Genomic DNA, 20,047 nt, shown 5'->3' with positions numbered 1-20,047 from the left:
TTGGTGCAAATTTTGTTACGTGGCCCTAACGCGTCGGGTGAGTAAACTTCCCACCGTCAATGCCCATACAACAATATTTCGTGACCATCATCGCAGATTACTTCATTTACTCTTGAAGCCTTTTCCAGATTAACGACTGGAGGGGTATTTCCTGCCGTTGAATAATAAACTACTACAATAAAATCGCGAGTCAATACTGTTTTTAATGCCATGTTAATATGGTCAGTACTTCTCCGAAAAGTGCCTGGTTTGCGGCACGTTGGCATCCGTTTGTTTTTTAAACAGTGCTACTCGCCAACTTCATATTTAACCGTCAGCAGGCCTTTCTTCTCACTGACTTTGATGATGCGCACCAGGCCGACTTCAGCGGTGTTTTGTACATGCGTGCCACCACAGGCATAAGCGGGCAAATCGCCCCAGGTTACGGTTCGGCGGTCGTCTGCAATCATCAGATTCCGTGCGAGGTTGCTTGCGACAATTTCAGCGGTAGTGGCGGCAATCTGCTCCGGCATTATCGGCATCGTTTCGCCAGTCGGTTCAAAGACCACCCGTGCTTCACCAGGCCGGTGATTGCCTTTGGTGCCCTGCCAGCCGAACTTTTCACCGGCTACGGCAATAAAGTGACCAGCAGAATGATAATGGGTATGCAGGCGACGAAGTTCTGCATCTACACGTATCTGAACGGGGCCCGGTTCAACCGGCTCTTCGGTAAAGTGGATGATTTCGCCGTCTTCCTGGGCAGCATGGATCATGGCTGCCGTGCCAATCGTTCCCCGATCGGAAGGCTGCCCACCCCCTTGCGGATGAAAGAGGGTGGCGGCGAGAAGAACGCGAAAACGGCCATCATCCTGTGCAGTACAGCTGATAACCGAGGTTTCCATCTCCAGCGCATCGTTGTCGAAATAGGTACGTTCAGTCATGTTCTTTTCCTTCTGACTCTTTTTTCAATTCATCAAGGTAGTTGTAAATCGTGTAACGGGTGACCCCGAGTGCAGCAGCGGCTTTCTCAACACCCCCTTTGATCAGAAAAATGCCCCTTTCCTGCATCTTTTGCACAGCGATCAGCTTGGCTTGCTTGGCATCAGCCCGGCGACTACCGGGGCTCAGCTCGGTAGCGGTGCTGATGATGTCTTTCATCAGGTCTTCAATGTTGCCTGGTACTGGCTCTGGCTCAAGAGGGTGTTGAGCCGCATAAGAGGGGTTGTGAACCTCAGTCCCCGACAGCGCCTGCAGCAGAGCGATCGCCTGTGTTATCCCGGCGTTATCGACGTTGATACATAAGGCTGCAAAAGGCTTGCCGCTAAGGTTACGATAAATCGCCGTGCTGCTCCGGAGTGGCACCCCAGTGCGCGAAAAGGTTTCATAATCAAGCAGTAGCGTGACCTTCTCATCGCTCTCTTCCAGAGCACTAATAAAGGCTTTGTCCGTTCTCATCCCTGCCAACACCGAGTCGCCTTTGCTGCGTCCGGTAACGTGTGCATTGGCGATTTCCGCGATCGAGTATTCGGGCTTTCGCAGATCGTGCAGCACGATCTCCGCGTTCCCCGCAACTACGCTGCCAACAGTGCGTACGGTGGCCGCAAGCATTTGCAGCAAGTTTTGCTCGTAGTGGTCATGGATAGCGGGATCAGTCATCAGGTCATTCATCGTCTTATTAAACAAAATGTTTAACAAAATAACCTGGGAGGGGATTCAGATCAATTTTTTGTTGAATGAGTGATAAAGGGAGGTGAGCCGCTGCCGATCGGCCGACGAGAGTTGTTGGTTTTCCAGATTTTCACCACTATCCATAAATCCTGCGAAAGAATAGGGTGAGGGCTGCTGAAGCGGCACACCCGCGATCAACGCCTAAAATCATAAAAAACGCGCTGTTATTTATCCCGATAAAGGGATGTATTCATCAAGAAGTGTTACCTAATGGTAATCCGTTCCCGCCAGGGGAAACGGGCCGTTTAGTCTGGCTCGCAAGTTAATCGCTCCTCCCGCACGTTCAGTGCCGGGAGCCTTTGCGTACCCAACTACTGAATCAGGTGACCTATGTCCCAACGTGTTGACTACCGAGCCCTCCGTCTGGAGTCCATCTTCCAGAATGCCGTCAGCGATTATGCTGTTGCCGAAACTACCGGACTCGCCATCAAAAACCTGTTTGCCCCTCTCTTTTTGACGGAAACGGAGAACAAGTTAAGCCCTTCCACTTTCACCACACCTGCCACCAGCTCTACGGTTATTGATAAGGATGCGCCTGCAGCGTTACGTCCTTATGAGCCGCTGGCGATGGATGGCGTGATTGCGGGTTGTGAAGCGAACAACCGTATCCATCTGCGTGGAAGGGCAGAAGGCGAAGCAGGCTCAAAGGTTACCCTGACATTCAACGATCAAAGCTGGGTCAGCACGGTGAATCAATGGGGATACTGGAACGCCTCGATGCCGCCTGAGGTGCTTAAAGGATTGTCCGATGGCAATTACACCCTGAAACTCACCATTACCGACAAAGCGGGTAACAGCACCGATACCCACGTCGATTTTGGCGTGTATATCGATAAAACCATCAAGCCAACGGTAACGGTAGAGACCCTCAGCGGTGACAACGCGATCAACGTAGCGGAAAGCATTTATGGTCTTGAGGTCAGTGGAACGTCCACCCATATGGCAAACGGCAGCAAAATCACGCTGAAACTGGGAGATAACATCGTCAGTACAACGGTAAACAGTGATGGCAGTTGGACAACAAGTTTCGATGCCGCTCAGTTACATGCCTTGCAGGATGGCAAGTATGCTCTGTCGGTTACCGCAGTGGATCCTAACGGAAAATCCACCACGGTAACTCACGATTTAACCTTGATCACACATATGAGCAGCGTACCTACCCTTCGCTTTGACAAGGTCACGGATGACAATGTCATTAACCTGGCTGAAAGCCAACATGATCTGCTGTTTACCGGCTCTCTTTCAACCGTCACTGTGGGTCAGCAAATGGTGATCAAAGGCGCTGATGGCATTGACCATTACGCCACCATCGATGGCCAGGGCAACTGGCAGTTATTGATTAGCGCTGCCGATCTGCCTGGCTTCATCAAAAATGGCGAGATCCATGCCTGGTATCATGACGGGGCAAATAACTATACCGATATGTCGCAAAACCTGGATGTCGTCACGCAAATGACGCCGATTTATTATGAGATGAGTATCGGTGGCGACATGATCCTGAACTATCAGGAAGCGCAGCAGGACGTGAGTTTCTATATTGAAGGCATCACCACCATGGAAATTAACGGCAAGACCTACCAGCCAGACAGTGGCGGGATGATCACCTTACCCAGTGCCGATTTACTGGCGTTGGCTGATGGACCGGTGACCGCAACGGCCTTTCAATCGGATAAATATGGCAACAGCGATACGGAAACGCTGCCCAATTTCTTTACTGTCGCCACGCATGATTTACCCACGCTAACCTTGAATACCGCCTTTGATGACAACGTGATTGATGCTGATGATGTCAACACCTGGCATCTGCTGCAGGGCAGCTCGACCCACCTGGATCAGGGCAGCGTGGTCACCTTAACGCTTGGGGACCAAAGCTACAGCGCAGCCATTAAGGCCGATGGCAAATGGGCATTGACCCTGCTCGCCGGGCAATTGGCGCCGCTGGATGACGGTGAATATCAACTGAAGGTGACGGCACATGACAGTGCTGGTAATCAGGCATCGGCCAGTGAAAGTATTACGGTTGCCTCGCATTATACGGCGTTGAATATGGATCAATTACTGGCGTTTTATACGCCTACAACCGGGGAGGAACAGGCGGTGACTACGGTCAGTGCCACCACAGCTTCCACGGCCAGCCAGGCCGCCGAAACAACGGCCAGTTCGGACATCCACACTTCACTGGATGCGAATCTGGTAAGCGTCTCACCCTACACTTTGGCCGACCATTTATTGCAGCATAACGCCGTGCTGGTTTAATGAGTGCGCCTCAAACGCACTGAGCTCCTGCAACGAATGATGCAGGCTTTGATCTGCGGCAAAAGCCACTAACAAATGCTCAATGGTCACCCGCACCCGCTGTGCCAGTAACACGCGGTGCGGGTACTGGAGAGCCATTTTATAGTTCCCCGCAAAGTGATGTTTCCTCAACACGATCTTAAGCTCACCGCTCTGCAGAAATTGCCAGACGTGATGCAATGCCACCTGAGCAATGCCTATCCCGGCCAGCGCAGCCTGGACCTGAGCTTCAGGTGAGGAGAGAGTCAGCACGGCTTGATTCGGTTCCAGAGTGGTTTCCTCGCCTTTGCCATCTGTGAAGGCCCAGGGGGAGAGTTTTCCGCCCAAAAAACGGCGGGCGATCAGCCGGTGTTGGCAAAGTTCCTCCGGGGACTCAGGGAGACCAAACTCTTCAAGATAGGCGGGTGAAGCGACCAGTCCCATATTCAGATCGCAGACAGGCCGTGAAATCAGTGAGGAGTCGGTCAGGGTCCCGCCGCGGATCGCAATGTCGTAGCCATCCTGAATGAAATCTATTACCCGATCGTCAAAATCAATCTCAAAGCTCAGTCCCGGATAACGCTGTTGCAGAACAGGTAATGCAGGAATGAGGTTCTGCTGACCAAAGGCCTTGCTGGTAGCAATGCGCACTCTGCCGGTTAACTCAACGGGTGAGCTGCTGATGCTGTCGATAGCATTATCCAGTGACTCCAGCGCAATCCTTGCCTGAGCCAGGAACGTTTTGCCTTCATCAGTCAGTTTTAACGCCCGCGTGGTACGGTTCATCAACCGCACGCCCAACGCGCTTTCCAGCCCAGCGATACTTTTGCTGACTGCCGCCGGTGAAACGCCCAGCATCCTCGCCGCTTCGGCGAAGCTTCCCCGGTCGGCAGCCTGAATAAAGGCCATGATCGCCCTGATATGCTTCGATCCTTTCATCTGCACGGTCCTGTTAATGAGTTAAGTTACAATAGTCATAACAATTATTAACTTTTAGTTAGGAAAGCATAAACCTGAGGATGGCTTTTTTGAAGACCTTCTTTCAGTAAATAATGCTCTTCTGAGCTGTTAGATCGCTAACAGCGTGAAAGGAGTCGGGCGATGATGTTTACGTTAAAAAAAGCGGTTTATTTGCTGCCACTGATGATCAGCACTGTGTGGACTTCAACTGTAGCCGCGGCAGAAAAGCCAGAGTCACCGGCTTATTACGTTGCCGAATTTCAGGTGCACGATCGCCCTGCGATGAAGCCTTACAGTGAACAGGTTGAATCCACATTCAAACCATTTAGCGGACGCTATATCGCTCGTGGGGGAAAACTCCTTCCGCTTGAAGGCGATGTGCTGAAAGGCGGCGTCATTATCATTCAATTCGACAGTCTGGCGCAGGCTCAGGCCTGGTATGACTCACCGGCTTACGCAAAGTTAAAACCGATCAGACACCAGGCTGCAACCTCGCATGTCTTTATTATTGGTAGCTCGCCGAAGAGCTAGAGGGTCTACTCTGTTATCAGGTTAACCCGGAAAGTTTGCAGGGAGAAAATGCAAAAAAATCACTGGATGTCCCCATGCCGTTGAATCGCTCAGATCTGGCTGATTTGTTTTACTTTCAAAGCATTGCTCAGCACAAAAGTTTTAGCCGTGCCGCAATTGAACTGGGCGTAAGCGCCTCAGCGTTGAGTCATGCCCTGAAAGGGCTGGAAAACAGACTGGGCGTGCGCCTGCTTAACCGCACAACCAAGAGCGTGACACTAACTGGCGCGGGGGATGCGCTGTTTGTCTCCCTTGATCAGCCTTTTGAAACTATCAGTTCGGCCCTTGAGGCGCTCAACCGTTTTCGGGATTCACCCGCCGGACGTATTCGACTGAATGTAGCGGTTGAGGCTGCAACGCTTTTATTGGGCCCGGTTCTGGCGGATTTCTCAGAGCGCTACCCAGATATCATTCTGGATATTGTGGCTAACAACCGCATTGTCGATGTGACAGAGGGGGGCTTCGATGCCGGTATCCGTTATGGCGGCACGGTGCCAGAAGGCATGATCGCCCAACGATTGTCGAACGAGATCCGCTGGGTTGTCGTTGGCTCGCCGCAGTATCTGCAACGCTTTGGTGTTCCTCAGCATCCTGATGATTTACAGACTCACCGCTGTATCAGTAGCCGTCTGGGCGATGACCGGATCTACAGGTGGGAGTTTCAGAAAGATAACCAGGCGATGGCGATAGCCGTTCCCTTGTCCATCACGGTTGACCATGCCGAAACGGGTTTAGTGGCGGTATTGCGAGGCGCTGGATTGATGTATTTGCCGGAGCCTTTAGTCCAGCCCTACGTACAGGCTAACCAGCTCAGCTACGTGCTCTCTGACTGGGCACCTGTCGAACCCGGTTTTCATATCTATTTCTCTGGTCATCGTCAGGTGCCAACCGGCTTAAGGCTGCTTATTGAGCTGGTGCGTGAGCTGAAACCGCTGGGGTATGAATGATGAGTCATCTTCCACCACTGATGAGTTTTACTCATTACTTCATCAATGAACGGGCTATAGCGATCGGCGTGGTTGAACTCTAAGCTACTACTACATTTATTCGGGCTAACTTCGCTTAGGGGAACATATGCACTATATCAACCTGGGAAACACAGGCTTAAAAGTCTCGCGCTTATGCCTCGGCTGTATGAGTTACGGTGAGCCATCACGCTTGCCTCAGGCCTGGTCACTGGATGAACAAACCTCCCGGCCATTAATCTACCAGGCGCTGGATGCCGGCATTAATTTCTTTGATACCGCGAATATCTACTCTGGCGGCAGCTCGGAAGAGATCGTTGGTCGGGCGCTGAAAGATATGGCTCAGCGTGATGAAATTGTTGTCGCGACGAAAGCCTTTTTCCCGTGGAAAAACTCACCGAATGCCGGTTTCCTGTCGCGTAAGGCGTTGATGAAATCCATCGACGACAGCTTGATGCGGTTGGGCATGGACTATGTGGATTTATTCCAGATCCACCGCTCCGACCCTGGCACGCCTGTAGAAGAGACGATGGAAGCGCTGCATGACATCGTGAAGGCAGGGAAAGCGCGTTATATCGGGGCTTCCTCAATGGAAGCCTGGCGCTTTGCCAAAATGCAGTATGCCGCTGAACGCAACGGCTGGACGCGCTTTGTCTCGATGCAGCCGCAGTACAATCTTCTGTATCGTGAAGAAGAGCGTGAAATGCTGCCGATGTGTGAGGACATGGGCGTAGGAGTGATCCCCTGGAGCCCAATGGCACGCGGCAGATTAACCCGTGACTGGAGCGAAACCACTCAGCGTACGGAAAATGACGCCTTTGCGTTGGGGATGTATCAACGTGCTGCCGAGCAGGATAAGGAAGTGGTGCGCATCGTTGAGCGTATTGCCACGCAACACGGTGTGCCAAGAGCGCATGTTGCTCTGGCCTGGTTGCTGTCTAAATCGAGTGTGACTGCGCCTATTATTGGTGCCACTAAAGAGCATCACCTCGCCACGGCGATCGATTCCCTTAGCTTCAGGCTGACGTCTGAAGAGATCGCCCAGCTGGAAGCACCCTATGTTCCTCATGTGGTGGACGGCGTGATCCCACCGCTTTCAGACCAGCCTTTAACTCTGACCCGGCCAGTGTGGAAGAAATGACCGCTACAGGACTAAAGCGCCAGCAGATGTGGAGCGCGGTGGGCTCTATGACACTCTGTGTGGCAATGCTGATTGCCTCTGAATTTATGCCGGTCAGTTTACTGACACCGATTGCCAGCGATCTGAATGCTTCTCAGGGGATGGCCGGTCAGGCCATTTCCATCTCCGGGTTGTTTGCGGTGATCACCAGCCTGCTGATTGCGCCTGTGGCAGGGCGGTACGATCGCCGGACTATCTTGCTGGCAATGACCGGTCTTCTCCTCACCTCGCTGATACTGATTGCCCTGGCACCGAATTTTGCCCTGCTGATGACTGCCCGCGCATTCCTGGGGATGGCAGTGGGCGGTTTCTGGGCGCTGTCCACGGCCACCGTATTGCAAATCGTCCCTGCGCAATTGGTGCCACGCGCGCTGGGCATGATTTACATGGGCAACTCGTTAGCCACCGCATTTGCCGCGCCGATTGGGGCCTACCTTGGTGCCCAGTTGGGCTGGCGGGAGGTCTTTTGGGGGCTGGTGCCGTTGGTGATTGTTAACCTTATCTGGCAGATGCTGATCCTTCCCGTGATGCCGCCCAAAGGATCGATTCCGGTTTCGCGGGTATTTGGCTTGCTCAGGCAGCGCCATGTTGGGTTTGGTATGCTGGCTATCATGTTCAGTTTTGGCGGCGCGTTTACCACTTTTACTTATCTTCGTCCCTTTCTGGAAACGCAGGTGGGGGCAGGAGCCGATCAACTGTCGCTCTTACTGTTAGGGCTGGGTGCCGCAGGATTCCTGGGAACCTGGGCAGCGGGGCGATTACTGGAAAAAGATCATCTCTTCGCCCTCCTGCGATGGCTGCCAATTGTGATGGCTCTGGCCACGGTGGGTATGCTGATGCTGGATTCCTCCCTCTTCGCCGTGGCATTGATGATGATTCTGTGGGGCGCGGTGAATGCGGCGGTGCCGGTTTGCTGGTCAACCTGGCTGGCAAAAATGATGAGTGATGAACCTGAAAGTGGTGGCGGGTTGATGGTGGCCTGTATTCAGCTTTCGATAATGCTGGGTGGCGCGCTGGGCGGCGTGTTACTGGATCATCTCTCGGTGGTCGCTACCTTTTCTGGCGGCACACTTTTACTGCTGCTTTCGTCACTGGTTATCGGGCGGGGTAGCCGGGTTACTCATGCTTAAGACTCCACTCTCCAGACAGACTCTGCCCAGATCCCTTTAAAGGTAAAGGGTGCGCTCGCTCACGAGCGCACCTGATAGTTACGTCCATTTTTATCCTGTTTTATATTATGCGCACTCACACTCCTCAATCTTAAGGTGAATTTCGCAGTGTTATTTTATAAAAGAGTCATACTAAACGTGAATCGGTAACCGTATTTATCTGAATTCATTAATAAGCCTCATTGCTTATATGAGAATGATTCAGTAATGAAAGAAGCTGAAGGGAAAGAGCACAGAGGTTAATCTGTCCGACAGCTTTCTCTCTTAACTGAAAATTTGAACGTCTTTTTTCGCTTCCTTTTTATTTCCCTTCACATAAAAAATCAAACTCTTAACTGGAAAAATCATGCCAAATACACTGACCTTGAGTTTTACTGTTAATGATGAGCCACACACATTAACGCTGGATCCGCGAACGACATTACTGGATGCGCTTCGTGAGCATATGTTGCTGACCGGCACTAAAAAAGGCTGCGATCAGGGACAATGCGGTGCCTGCACTGTGCATATCGAGGGTGAAAGGGTATTGAGCTGCCTGACGTTGGCCGCTCAGGTCCAGGGTAAACGAGTCACCACCATTGAAGGTCTTGCCCTGGCTAATGGCGAATTACACCCTGTCCAGAAGGCCTTTATTGAGCATGATGCTTTTCAATGTGGTTATTGCACGCCAGGCCAAATCATGTCTGCTGTGGCCTGTATCCGTGAAGGCCATGCCGGAAATGAGGCAGACATCCGGGAATATATGAGCGGCAATATTTGTCGATGTGGCGCCTACCCGCATATTGTTGATGCCGTTAAAGAGGCCGCTACGCTAATTCATTAGGAGAAAGTATGAACGAGCTGACATTTTCTCAGGCAGCCTCTGCACAGGATGCTTCAAAACAACGGAGCCATGCCGGTGCAGAAATTCTGGCTGGTGGAACCACGCAACTGGATTTAATGAAGTGTGGTGTTTTAACGCCGTCAACGCTGATTGATGTGTTGAATGTACCGGATATGAATCGCATCGACTTTAGCGATCAGGGTATTGAATTAGGGGCGTTAGTCCGGATGAGTCAACTGGCTAACCATCCACAATGCCAGGCCTCTGCACAGGCTATTTATGGCAGTTTATGGCAGGCGGCCTCACCTCAAATTCGTAATATGGCCACCTTGGGCGGAAATCTGCGTCAGCGGACTCGCTGTGGCTATTATCGTGACCCGGCCACATTTTCCAATTGTAATAAAAGAACGCCAGGATCGGGTTGTGCGGCCATAGAGGGAATCAACCGTAATCATGCCATTTTGGGCACCAGCAAACAGTGTATTGCCACCTATCCTGGCGATTTCGCTGTGGCACTCACCGCGTTTGACGCAACGATAGTACTGACAAATTCGCAAGGCGAGCAACGGCGGGTAAGTATTCACGATTTCTATAAATTACCCGGTGACACGCCGCATATTGAACATGATCTCCGTGATGATGAAATCATTTCCGCCATCACACTGCCTCCTGAGTCATTACTGCCCTTGCGTCAGTCTCATTATCTTAAAGTTCGCGACCGGGCTTCCTATGAGTTTGCGGCGGCAAGTGCTGCCGTTGGGCTGGTGTTGCAAGGCGAAGTGATCAGTCAGGTGCATATCGCGTTGGGCGGAGTCGCGACCAGGCCCTGGCGTGCACGTAACGTGGAGCAGGCGCTGATCGGTAAACGTTTTGATGAGAAGACGCTGGCAGATGCCGCGCAGCTGGTAGTCGAAGGCGCTCAGGCACAGACCCATAATCAATTTAAAGTGACGCTGGCACCCCGGGTTATCACTCGCGCGCTGTTAGTGGCCGGAGGACGAGCATGAGCGCAGATAAAACCGATCTTAAAAGACGTCAGCTACTGAAAGCGTCTGCTGCGATGTCTGCCGCTGGCAGTGTCGGCATGAGCTTCACCGCGGTTGGAGCGGAGACCAAAAAACGGGCTGGTATCGCTCAACCAGAAGCCCAACCGTATCAGACTTTGGGGAGTGCCAGCAGCCGCTCGGAAGGACCGTTAAAAGTCACCGGCCATGCCACCTATGCTATCGAACAACAGCTTGAAGGGATGCTGTATGGCGTGGTAATCCAGTCAACGATCTCGGGTGGGCATATTGCGGAAATGGAGGTCAGTGAAGCTGAGAAAGTACCAGGCGTTGTGGCGGTTTATACCCATACCAGTGGCTTAAAAATTCACACGCCCACCACCATTGCCAAAGGCGGCGCGGCCCAGTCGACTTATACGCCACTGCAGGACAATATCATCCTTCATAACGGTCAAAACATTGGCATTGTAGTGGCTGAGACGCTTGAGCAAGCCACTGAAGCCGCCATGAAGGTGAAGGTCACTTACCAGCCAGGTTCTGCCATTTTGTTCCAGACGGATCCCGCTGCTAAACCTCAGCAACTCGACGCCGTTACCATCAATACAGGCAACGCCAGTGAAGCGATGCAGGCGGCAGAGGTCAGGTTAAAAAACACCTACACCACGCCGCGCGAATACAATATGCCGATGGAGTTACATGCCTGTATTGCTCACTGGCAGAATGATGAAGTGACATTATGGGAACCCAGCCAGTGGGTAGCCGGATCGCAAAAGGTCATCGCTGACTGGTTCGCTTTGAATAAAGAGCAAGTCCACATTATCTCGCCGTATGTTGGCGGCGGCTTTGGCTCAAAACCGGTTCCTTATACCCATGTTGCGCTGGCGATTGCCGCCACCAGGGAATTAAAGCGGCCGGTGAAAGTGGTGCTGACGCGCCCTCAAACATTCACCGGATTTGGCGGCCGCCCGGCAACCACCCAAACCCTTGAGATGGGCGCTACCCGAGAGGGGAAAATCACTTCAATCATTCATTCCGGATCCAGCGAAACGTCCCTGAATGATGTTTTTGCCGAGAACTGCAACAAAGTCACCGCGTTGATGTACGCCGTGCCGAACGTGCATTCAACGCACAGTGTGGTGCCGATTAACACGGTTACCCCTGGATGGATGCGCGCGCCTGGCGAGAACCCGAGTGCCTTTGGTCTGGAAGTCTCGATGGATGAGATGGCTTATGCGCTGGAGCTGGATCCGCTGGCGTTCCGGCTGAAAAACTGGGCTGACCACGATTATAAATCGAACCTGCCCTGGACCACGCGGCGCTTAAAAGAAGCTTATGCTGAAGGAGCTAAAGCGTTTGGCTGGGAGCGGCGCAGTCATCAGCCCCGATCAATGCGCGAAGGCAGAGAACTGATTGGCTGGGGCATGGCGGCGGGAACCTATCCAGTTAACCGTATGCCCGCAGAAGCGCGCTTAATCCTGCAGAAGGATGGCCTTTTCATTCTGCAAAGCGCTGGTGCCGATCTGGGAACAGGGACCTACACCATCCTGGCGCAAACAGTGGCTGAAGTGCTAAAAATTCCTACCAGCCAGATCGTGGTGCAACTGGGCGATACGCGCTTTCCGCTGGCAGGCGTAGCGGGGGGATCGCAACTTGCCGGGAACCTGACGGCTGCGGTACACAAAGCGGCGGTGCAGATGCGCGACACCTTGATTGAATTGGCCATCAAGCAACCGGGTTCACCGCTAGCCCAGTTGCAACCTCAGCAGGTGCAGCTTGCTGACGGGCAAGTCAAAGTAGCTCTGCGTCCCGGCAGAACCGTGGCCTTCACTCGTCTTGTTGAACTTACCGGCGAACCCCAGATAAAGATTGAAGCGGATACCTTCGCGGACGGCATGTCGGGGAAAGAGCGTGGCGATATTGTGAGCTCATTGATAAACATGACGGGCTCTACGGCCAATGGCGTGTCAGCCCATAGCTGGAGCGCGCAGTTCGTTGAGGTCAGGGTTGATGAAGACTTTGGCACTGTACGAGTCAAAAGAATGGTTGGCGCTTTTGACAGTGGGCGCTTATATAACCCTACGTTAGCCCGCAGTCAGTGGATTGGCGGCATGGTGATGGGGTTAAGTCAGGCTCTGTTAGAGGAAGGGCTTATTGATCCGCGGACTGGCAGGGTCGTGAATAATAATCTGGCAGATTACATGGTGGCGATTAACGCTGACGTGCCTGAAATCACCACCATTGATGTTGGCGTTCCGGATTATCAGGCCACCGTAATGGGGGGGAAAGCCGTTGGAGAGGTCGGAATAGTCGGCGTAGCGGCCGCCTTCAGTAATGCCGTTTTCCATGCGACCGGAAAGCGGATCCGCGATTTACCGATCACCCTGGATAAGATCATCGTTTAAAGCACGGCAGGGCAAGGATGCCCACCGCAGAGTTTTATGCCGCCTGATTTTTGGTTTTCCCCCCATCAGCCATCACAGCCAACGCTCTTTCAGCCCTGGTGATAAACCTCGTCAGAGACTTTTTCCATCCAGTTGACGTTTTTACCTTCGGCATTATTTTCCTGAAGGGCAAGGTGTGTCATGGCATTTTCTGCACTGGCACCATGCCAGTGCTTCACCCCTGGCGGGCAATGAATGACGTCCCCTGGGTGAACGGTATGTCTGACACCTCCCCATTCCTGCACCCAGCCGGTGCCTGCGGTAATCACTAACGTTTGTCCTACTGGATGGGTATGCCAGTCAGAACGTGCGCCAGGTTCGAATGTGACGTAAGCCCCTGTTGTCCGTTGCGGCGCTTTTGGCTGAAGGAACAACGGATCAAGCCGCACTTTTCCAGTGAAATGCTCCGCTGGAGCATGAAGAGAGGGAAGGCTGCCATTTGGGGTGACAATCATTTGGTTTTCGGGCGCTGCAAAAGCGCTATTAGCAATAATCAAAGAAGGGAGAGTCAAGGCGAATAGAAGCGCCTGGCGTAGAGTCGTGTTCATTTCATTTCTCCAGAGGAATAAAAAGGGTAATAAAGGACAGTCTCTGTATTAAAATTTTCTTAAATACGTTCTTTCGAAGGGTGGGCTGATTTTTTATTTCGCTTTTTCAAGCGTAAGGTCTACCGGACCGGTGACGTCCAACAGGCTCATGTCTTTTGGGTTAGCCTGGCCAAGCATAATCACGCCGGGTGAAGGGATTTTCTGCCCGTCATCACGATAGTAAAAGGCGATATCTCCTGATGGAGACCAGTAAGCTAAATCTCCGACTTTGTAGGTAAAGGTACGTGGACCTTCCTCAGGCAAAGAATCAGGCAGCTCTCCATGCTTCTCTCTACTGAACAGATCGCCAAATTTGATTGTCACTGGGAGTTGCCGATAGAGTGCCGCAGCGGCTGGGCTATCGTTAAGTGTGACAAGGAAGGTGTTCTTGCCAAGATGAACATTTATTTTCATCTTTGGCGAGGGATCCTGGGATGAGGCATTTTTTTCTGTGGCAGTGGACGAAAAGGAAAACAACAAACTTGATAAAGCAATAATGTAAGCCGACTGGATAAACTTCATTGATCAGCACTCTGATAGAAAGGATGTTTAAACTTGTAACAAGTTTGCCCTGACCAATAAATCCCTTTTCATTCACCAGTGTTGTGAGTGTTTTTCATCAATCGGTTTCTATTTTTCCTTATTGAAGGGGGGGCGTGCCTTGCGGAGGGGTATAAGTTTTTAGTATTGACTTTAAATAATTTAAATAGACTTAACTTTACACGGTAAATTGGCTTATTCTCTGCCTTACAGCTTTAAAAGAGCAGTGCAGAAGGTCGTCACCTGTCCATTTACGGTTGAAACTACAGAGTGCTACTGGCAGGGGAATGTTCAAACGGACAGTGTTGAGCTGTCGCGATAAGGGAAGATTCTTGCGGATGAGTGACCAGCAGAGCAGCTGAAGATTGAGTCTATGTTAACAGACAAGAAAGACATGGAGCTGTCGGGTAATTTTTAAAGAAAATGATTCATCATCTTCTTGGATGACTCGTTTGCCGGGGAATGACTCTTACGGAATGTGGCCGGGGGTTGTCGGTACCTTCTTGAGAATATTCGGGTGAAGGATTGCTGCGAGTCAAAGCCATATTTCATCGATATTTCCATGATACTGTCATTGCTTTCTAACAGGTCTTTTGCCGCAAGTTCCAGTTTCTTGTTACGGATGTAATTAGCCAGACTTTGGTTAGTGACCTTATTGAAAACCCGCTGCAAGTGCCATCTTGAATAGCCAGCTTTTTTAGCCACGTCTTCAATTTTGATATTTTTGTTGATATTACTGTTTATCCAGTCTTTCAGAGAGTCGATGATCATTGCGTGTCGGTCCATACTAAGTCTCCCAGTGTTTTTGACAGATACCGTGCCTACCTCTTACCAGTGATGAAGGTATGAATGCGTTGTCGCGGCAGGTTTGACCCACGTCTTTAAGAATATCATTCATATATGTTTTTGATTAGAGGTCAAAACGTGAATGGCTATATGACTAAAACTCACTAATCAGCTGTTTTGAGCGTCTGATAGTGAAAGGGATGACGGTATTATGGCGATCTGCGTCACAGTTGTACCCGGTGAAAGGGGGAATTAATGATAATCTTGCATGAGTGTCAAGATGTGTATGGAAGTGTCATTGCCACAGAATTAGCTGAACATGACGCTCTCTTATAGTTGTCCTGGCCAATCTAAAATATAGCGTAGGGCGAAAGTTATAATATCGGTATTCCAGCTGCCTGTGGGATGACCCAGACGATCAATGCGATATCGACCGCTGAGATAGCCCAAAGCAGCATTTATTTAAGAGGTGGGAAAAGCATCAATGAAAACGTGTTCAGTCATGGATTTTCAGACCAAGACAACCGCGAACGAATTCAGGTTTAAAGTGTTTTACTGCATCGCCAACATAACCTAAATCTAGCGTATCGATTTGAGCCATTTCGGTATCCGTAAGGGCGAAATCCCAGATCGCAAAGTTCTCTTCAATACGTTCCTGATGAGTGGATTTAGGGATGACAGTGACACCTCGTTGCACGTTCCAACGAAGAACAACCTGCGAAATGGTTTTTTTATGGGTGTCGGCAATCCCCTGAAGCATTTCATTTTCAAAGGGCTTGTGTCTTCCACCGCCTAAGGGTGCCCATGCTTCAGGTTGAACGTTATAATATTTCATCGTTTCAAGCGCGGCAGACTGTGTGAAGTAAGGATGTAACTCTACCTGGTTCACCATTGGCTTGATTCTTACGGTTTCACAGAAGTTTGCTAACACGTGAGCATAGAAATTAGACACACCGATCGCTTTCAGTTTTCCCGCATCACAAGCTTCTTCCATCGCGCGCCACGCACTGAAGTAATCACGCATTGCCTGATGCAATAAATAGAGGTCAAAGTAGGCTAACCCCGATTTTTTCAATGATGCCTCAATACCTGCTTTGGCCGTCTCATAACTGGCCATATCCTGAACCCAAAGTTTAGAGGTTATAAATAACTCTTCGCGGGTACAGAGACCTGAGGCGATGGCTTCACGTACCGCATCGCCGACGGCGTCTTCATTGCCGTAGACTGCTGCAGTATCAATCAGACGATAGCCAGCCCGGATAGCATTTAAAACTGACTGCTTGCATTCTTCTTTGTCGGTTACCTGAAAAACACCGAATCCCGCCATCGGCATCTTAAGGTTGTTGCTCAAATTTGCATATTCCACAATTGCATTCCTCTACATGATCCAAAAAGTGAGTATAAAAGAGAAATAACGAGGGGTTAATATGCAAAATATGATAGGACTTATGAAGAGGAATCATTAATAAGCGTAACTGATAGCCTCCATAAGCCTGTATTACTGGTACTCATTCGCCAAACTCTATCAATGCGCATTCCGCAATCAGATCCCCCCTTATGACAAGCGTTGGGTGAAGGTTCATATAAATCCAGAGCAAGCCGTTAAAGTGGCCGAAAATTATCTTGTTGATGCTTTATTAACATTCTTAGTGGAATGCCAGGTCATCATCCCCATCAGAGCCGCCAGCAGTAAGATCCCTGCGCTTAATGAAAACGCGCCTCGGTATCCGCTTGAGTCAAATGCGACACCCCCGACAGTTGAACCCAAAGCAATCGACAGTTGTACGACGGCAACCATCAGACCCCCGCCAGCCTCAGCTTCATTTTCAAAGGTGTTGGCAACCCATGACCACCATCCAACTGGCGCGGCGGTGGCAATTAAACCCCATACTCCAAGAGCAGAAACGACGATGGCGGTATTTGCTCCAACACCGATCAAGACTGCCGCGATGATGGCCATCAGCAACGGGATGATGATCAATGTTTGGTAGAAACCCGCTTTTAACGCTTTGCCAATCAGTAACGTGCCCGCAAATCCGCTCACACCAATAACAAGTAGGGTCAGTGATATACGAGGGGCGCTGATATGCGTAACCGTTTCAAGATAAGGTCGTAGATAGGTAAATAACGCAAATTGCCCCATGAAGAACAACCCACATGCCGCCATGCCGATGAGCACAACCCGATGCTTTAACAGGCCTAAGGCACTAGAAGTTTGTCCGGGATCTGATTTTGCCTGCATAGAGGGCAGCACCAGCCATTGCCAAAGAAATGCAATTAACGACACAGGGATCAGCAGCAGAAAAGCGCCTCGCCAACCGATAATGGCACCAAGGTAACTGCCAAGAGGGGCTGCAATAACCGTCGCCAGGGCATTCCCGCTATTGAAGATTGCCAGGGCTTTGGGTATATGGCGAGGGGAAACCAGCCTGATAGCGGTAGCCGCTGACATCGACCAAAAACCCCCAATGGCTATTCCAATGAAGATTCTACCGATCATATAGACCAGGTAATTCGGTGCGAGGCCAATAATCGTGGAGGATAAAGCCATTAACAAGGTCATACCCAATAACAGGTGTCTTCTGTCAACGTTTCGGGCCAGTGATGAAAGGGTGAGGCTGGTTATGACGGCAAAAACACCGGATATTGAAATACCCTGTCCCGCCATTCCTTCGGTAACGCTCAAATCGCTGGAGAGTGAGCTCAGTAAACTTACCGGCATGAATTCAGAGGCGACGAGTGCAAAAACGCACAGTGTCATCGCTAATACGCCGCTCCAGTTAGATTTGTTCATTGACTCAGTCATTAAAGAGAGATTCTCCAAGGTTTTTTAGCTGTCTTTCGGGTTAATGCTTTAGCTGTGCGCTTTTTGATCACTACGCTGGAAGTTATTTTACAGAGCTAGTCTTATATAACTAGCTAATGGATACTTAATGGGGTTATAAGGTAGACTTATAAATAGAAGGGTAAGGGTATGATCAAGCGTAATCTTAATGATTTGATTTCATTTATCACCGTCGCTCGTGAGGGGAGTTTCACCCGTGCTGCAGCTCATTTAGGGGTCACTCAACCCGCGTTGAGCCAGTCGGTAACGGCATTAGAAACCAGGTTGAAAATCCGGTTACTCACCCGCACGACCCGCAGCGTCGCACCGACAGCAGCAGGCGAAAAACTTCTGGAGGCGATTGGGCATCGATTTGATGAAATCGAAAACGAGCTGGAAAATCTGACAGAGTTACGTGAAAACCCGGCTGGTACCGTTCGTATTACCAGTGGCGATCATGTCCTTCGTACCACTCTTTTACCCAAACTTTCACCGCTAATGCATCAGTACCCGGATATTCATCTGGAATTCAACGTGAACTATGGCTTTACCGATATTGTGGCTGACAGGTTTGATGCGGGTGTTCGTCTCGGCGATACCATTGACAAGGATATGGTTGCAGTCCCAATCGGACCCGCGTTAAGGATGGCCGTTGTAGCCGCACCTGAGTATTTCGACATAAACCCAAAACCCCTCAACCCCCGCGACCTGATGAAACATAACTGTATCAACCTGCGTATGGTGAGTGCAGGTGGAGACTATGTATGGCAGTTTGAGGAGCAGGGAAAAGAGATCAATGTCCGGGTTAAGGGACAACTGACGTTTAATACTTCGGTGCATATCGTTGATGCCACGCTGGCTGGACATGGTATTGCATGGCTTCCAGAAGAGGAGTTCTCACCTTATCTGAATGAAGGGAAATTAGTCCGGGTTTTAGAAAACTGGTGTCCGCAATTTTCGGGATATTACCTTTACTATCCTAGCCGCAGGCAGCCATCGAAGGCTTTTTCTCTGGTACTGGATGCTCTGCGTTTCAAATCACCCTCGCTCGGTGAAAGTCAGTAATGATTGAACACGTCAGCAGACAATCCGCTTTATGTTAAAGAAAATTGTCATCTATTATCACTTCAGGATAGCCGATGAGAGTTGATTGAGTGTTGAACCCATTTTTATGACGAACAATATCAGCCATCACAGACAGGGCGATTTCAGGCGGAGTCTTGCTTGCTATAGGCATTCCTATGGGTGCGTGGATACGCATTAATTCATTGGGGGTTAATTCGGCAATTTCCCGCAATCTGTTGTGACGGCGAACACTATTTTTAATGGAACCCATTGCACCAATGTAAAATGCCTTCGTATTCACGGCCTCCATCAGGGTCAAATCATCCATTCTTGGGTCGTGTGTTAACGCCACAATGGCCGAATTTGCATGGCAAGCGTATTTTTCCAGATAAGAGGCTGGGAACTGCTCGATTAATTTTATCTCTGATGATAACAAGCCAGAGAAGTTTTTCAGAGCTTCTTCCCGATTTTCACAAACTATTGTCTCAAAACCCAATGAGACCGCAAAATTCGCACAATACAAGGCTACCACTGATAAACCAGCAATAATAATTCGTGGTGCCGCGGCTAAAGTAAGCTGAATATGTTTTTCATCATAATGAGCAAGGGTACTGCTGGAATACTCGCAGGCCTGAAGATGAGAGCAAGGCTCAGGTAAATTTATAATTTTTTTCAGGGTAACGGCACCCCCGATCGCTTCTTTCATTCGGCTGAAATAGGCGATACTTTGCTCCCCAGCAGGGAGTTTTTCGACAAGAATATCAAGGACCCCGCCGCAGGGAAGTGCGCGCACAGGTTCAAGCCCTCCCTCGCCATAGCGAATAACTTGAGAAGGGCGGGAAAACTCTAAACGTAAAATTCGCTCAAGAAAATCCTCTTCAACACAGCCACCTGATAAAGAACCACTGATTCGACCCTGCTCACCGATCACCATCATGGTCCCGGGAGGACGAGGTGAAGAACCGAACGTGCTTAACACAGTACAAAGCCAGACGTCATGATGGATCGCCCAGTCAGCTGCATCGTTCATAACCTGTATATCGATATTCTGCACTTATGGTTGCCCTAATGATGACTATGACGAATTGAGCTACAGTGATTCACTGCATGGGTAGATGAAGGGGCATTAAATGCAATATTCAAAAAAAAGCC

General features: G+C 50.3%; 18 protein-coding genes. 9 read left to right on the top strand and 9 right to left on the bottom strand.

Annotated elements, in window-relative coordinates:
* Positions 1 to 287: 287 nt before the first annotated feature.
* On the bottom strand, positions 288 to 920 hold the full coding sequence (locus WCC56_RS10245; protein WP_424692267.1) for an alanyl-tRNA editing protein: 633 nt from the start codon (positions 918 to 920) through the stop codon (positions 288 to 290).
* The gene (locus WCC56_RS10240) at positions 913 to 1,635 is read right to left on the bottom strand and encodes a helix-turn-helix transcriptional regulator (RefSeq protein WP_424692266.1); all 723 of its coding nucleotides are present in this window, start codon (positions 1,633 to 1,635) and stop codon (positions 913 to 915) included. The genes WCC56_RS10245 and WCC56_RS10240 overlap by 8 nt, the downstream gene beginning before the upstream one ends.
* Before the next feature lie 402 nt (positions 1,636 to 2,037).
* On the opposite strand from WCC56_RS10240, the gene WCC56_RS10235 reads away from it, so the two are divergent.
* Positions 2,038 to 3,963, top strand: coding sequence for an Ig-like domain-containing protein (locus tag WCC56_RS10235; RefSeq protein WP_424692265.1), 1,926 nt, complete (start codon positions 2,038 to 2,040; stop codon positions 3,961 to 3,963).
* Here the strand turns inward: WCC56_RS10235 and WCC56_RS10230 are convergent.
* Complete coding sequence (locus WCC56_RS10230) at positions 3,934 to 4,920, bottom strand: LysR family transcriptional regulator (RefSeq protein WP_424692264.1); 987 nt, start codon at positions 4,918 to 4,920, stop codon at positions 3,934 to 3,936. The two genes, WCC56_RS10235 and WCC56_RS10230, sit on opposite strands and share 30 nt — an antisense overlap.
* 162 nt (positions 4,921 to 5,082) lie before the next feature.
* Between WCC56_RS10230 and WCC56_RS10225 the strand changes: the two genes are divergently transcribed.
* From WCC56_RS10225 to WCC56_RS10195, 7 genes are all read left to right on the top strand, one after another.
* Complete coding sequence (locus tag WCC56_RS10225) at positions 5,083 to 5,472, top strand: DUF1330 domain-containing protein (RefSeq protein ID WP_424692263.1); 390 nt, start codon at positions 5,083 to 5,085, stop codon at positions 5,470 to 5,472.
* Positions 5,473 to 5,546: 74 nt separating this feature from the next.
* Positions 5,547 to 6,458 (top strand): LysR family transcriptional regulator, encoded by a 912-nt coding sequence (locus WCC56_RS10220; RefSeq protein WP_424692262.1) that lies wholly within the window; start codon positions 5,547 to 5,549, stop codon positions 6,456 to 6,458.
* Positions 6,459 to 6,585: 127 nt separating this feature from the next.
* Entirely contained in the window at positions 6,586 to 7,617 is a 1,032-nt protein-coding gene (locus tag WCC56_RS10215; RefSeq protein ID WP_424692261.1) for an aldo/keto reductase, read from the top strand.
* Positions 7,614 to 8,786: an MFS transporter gene (locus WCC56_RS10210; protein WP_424692260.1), complete on the top strand. Its 1,173-nt coding sequence runs from the start codon at positions 7,614 to 7,616 to the stop codon at positions 8,784 to 8,786. The genes WCC56_RS10215 and WCC56_RS10210 overlap by 4 nt, the downstream gene beginning before the upstream one ends.
* Before the next feature lie 385 nt (positions 8,787 to 9,171).
* On the top strand, positions 9,172 to 9,648 hold the full coding sequence (locus WCC56_RS10205) for a (2Fe-2S)-binding protein (RefSeq protein WP_424692259.1): 477 nt from the start codon (positions 9,172 to 9,174) through the stop codon (positions 9,646 to 9,648).
* An 8-nt stretch (positions 9,649 to 9,656) separates the two neighbouring features.
* Complete coding sequence (locus WCC56_RS10200; protein ID WP_424692258.1) at positions 9,657 to 10,655, top strand: FAD binding domain-containing protein; 999 nt, start codon at positions 9,657 to 9,659, stop codon at positions 10,653 to 10,655.
* Entirely contained in the window at positions 10,652 to 13,054 is a 2,403-nt protein-coding gene (locus WCC56_RS10195; protein WP_424692257.1) for a xanthine dehydrogenase family protein molybdopterin-binding subunit, read from the top strand. Before WCC56_RS10200 ends, WCC56_RS10195 begins: the two co-directional genes overlap by 4 nt.
* An 89-nt stretch (positions 13,055 to 13,143) precedes the next feature.
* Here WCC56_RS10195 and WCC56_RS10190 read toward each other — a convergent pair whose 3' ends face one another.
* From WCC56_RS10190 to WCC56_RS10170, 5 genes are all read right to left on the bottom strand, one after another.
* Entirely contained in the window at positions 13,144 to 13,641 is a 498-nt protein-coding gene (locus WCC56_RS10190) for a (R)-mandelonitrile lyase (RefSeq protein ID WP_424692256.1), read from the bottom strand.
* A 93-nt stretch (positions 13,642 to 13,734) separates the two neighbouring features.
* On the bottom strand, positions 13,735 to 14,094 hold the full coding sequence (locus tag WCC56_RS10185) for a cyclophilin-like fold protein (RefSeq protein WP_424692255.1): 360 nt from the start codon (positions 14,092 to 14,094) through the stop codon (positions 13,735 to 13,737).
* Between the two features lie 540 nt (positions 14,095 to 14,634).
* The gene (locus WCC56_RS10180; RefSeq protein ID WP_424692254.1) at positions 14,635 to 15,006 is read right to left on the bottom strand and encodes a helix-turn-helix domain-containing protein; all 372 of its coding nucleotides are present in this window, start codon (positions 15,004 to 15,006) and stop codon (positions 14,635 to 14,637) included.
* 496 nt (positions 15,007 to 15,502) lie between these two features.
* Positions 15,503 to 16,372 (bottom strand): aldo/keto reductase, encoded by an 870-nt coding sequence (locus WCC56_RS10175; protein WP_424692253.1) that lies wholly within the window; start codon positions 16,370 to 16,372, stop codon positions 15,503 to 15,505.
* 252 nt (positions 16,373 to 16,624) lie between these two features.
* The gene (locus tag WCC56_RS10170; RefSeq protein ID WP_424692252.1) at positions 16,625 to 17,812 is read right to left on the bottom strand and encodes an MFS transporter; all 1,188 of its coding nucleotides are present in this window, start codon (positions 17,810 to 17,812) and stop codon (positions 16,625 to 16,627) included.
* Positions 17,813 to 17,980: 168 nt separating this feature from the next.
* On the opposite strand from WCC56_RS10170, the gene WCC56_RS10165 reads away from it, so the two are divergent.
* Entirely contained in the window at positions 17,981 to 18,895 is a 915-nt protein-coding gene (locus WCC56_RS10165) for a LysR family transcriptional regulator (protein WP_424692251.1), read from the top strand.
* Between the two features lie 34 nt (positions 18,896 to 18,929).
* Here the strand turns inward: WCC56_RS10165 and WCC56_RS10160 are convergent, their stop codons facing one another.
* Positions 18,930 to 19,949: an XdhC family protein gene (locus tag WCC56_RS10160; protein ID WP_424692250.1), complete on the bottom strand. Its 1,020-nt coding sequence runs from the start codon at positions 19,947 to 19,949 to the stop codon at positions 18,930 to 18,932.
* Positions 19,950 to 20,047: the final 98 nt, after the last annotated feature.

Source organism: Erwinia sp. (assembly GCF_049696395.1).
Classification (GTDB): Bacteria; Pseudomonadota; Gammaproteobacteria; order Enterobacterales; family Enterobacteriaceae; genus Erwinia.
The sequence above is the reverse complement of the archived record's forward strand: the minus strand, read 5'-3'. Positions and strand labels throughout refer to the sequence as shown.

What these genes read in the sequence shown, in the direction of transcription:
- WCC56_RS10220 (WP_424692262.1), top strand. Translation starts at nt 5,547, where the DNA reads ATGCCGTTGAATCGCTCAGATCTGGCTGATTTGTTTTACTTTCAAAGC.
- WCC56_RS10240 (WP_424692266.1), bottom strand. Translation starts at nt 1,635, where the DNA reads ATGACTGATCCCGCTATCCATGACCACTACGAGCAAAACTTGCTGCAA.
- WCC56_RS10185 (WP_424692255.1), bottom strand. Translation starts at nt 14,094, where the DNA reads ATGAAAATAAATGTTCATCTTGGCAAGAACACCTTCCTTGTCACACTT.
- WCC56_RS10235 (WP_424692265.1), top strand. Translation starts at nt 2,038, where the DNA reads ATGTCCCAACGTGTTGACTACCGAGCCCTCCGTCTGGAGTCCATCTTC.
- WCC56_RS10225 (WP_424692263.1), top strand. Translation starts at nt 5,083, where the DNA reads ATGATGTTTACGTTAAAAAAAGCGGTTTATTTGCTGCCACTGATGATC.
- WCC56_RS10230 (WP_424692264.1), bottom strand. Translation starts at nt 4,920, where the DNA reads ATGAAAGGATCGAAGCATATCAGGGCGATCATGGCCTTTATTCAGGCT.
- WCC56_RS10170 (WP_424692252.1), bottom strand. Translation starts at nt 17,812, where the DNA reads ATGACTGAGTCAATGAACAAATCTAACTGGAGCGGCGTATTAGCGATG.
- WCC56_RS10180 (WP_424692254.1), bottom strand. Translation starts at nt 15,006, where the DNA reads ATGGACCGACACGCAATGATCATCGACTCTCTGAAAGACTGGATAAAC.
- WCC56_RS10190 (WP_424692256.1), bottom strand. Translation starts at nt 13,641, where the DNA reads ATGAACACGACTCTACGCCAGGCGCTTCTATTCGCCTTGACTCTCCCT.
- WCC56_RS10215 (WP_424692261.1), top strand. Translation starts at nt 6,586, where the DNA reads ATGCACTATATCAACCTGGGAAACACAGGCTTAAAAGTCTCGCGCTTA.
- WCC56_RS10165 (WP_424692251.1), top strand. Translation starts at nt 17,981, where the DNA reads ATGATCAAGCGTAATCTTAATGATTTGATTTCATTTATCACCGTCGCT.
- WCC56_RS10210 (WP_424692260.1), top strand. Translation starts at nt 7,614, where the DNA reads ATGACCGCTACAGGACTAAAGCGCCAGCAGATGTGGAGCGCGGTGGGC.
- WCC56_RS10195 (WP_424692257.1), top strand. Translation starts at nt 10,652, where the DNA reads ATGAGCGCAGATAAAACCGATCTTAAAAGACGTCAGCTACTGAAAGCG.
- WCC56_RS10200 (WP_424692258.1), top strand. Translation starts at nt 9,657, where the DNA reads ATGAACGAGCTGACATTTTCTCAGGCAGCCTCTGCACAGGATGCTTCA.
- WCC56_RS10205 (WP_424692259.1), top strand. Translation starts at nt 9,172, where the DNA reads ATGCCAAATACACTGACCTTGAGTTTTACTGTTAATGATGAGCCACAC.
- WCC56_RS10245 (WP_424692267.1), bottom strand. Translation starts at nt 920, where the DNA reads ATGACTGAACGTACCTATTTCGACAACGATGCGCTGGAGATGGAAACC.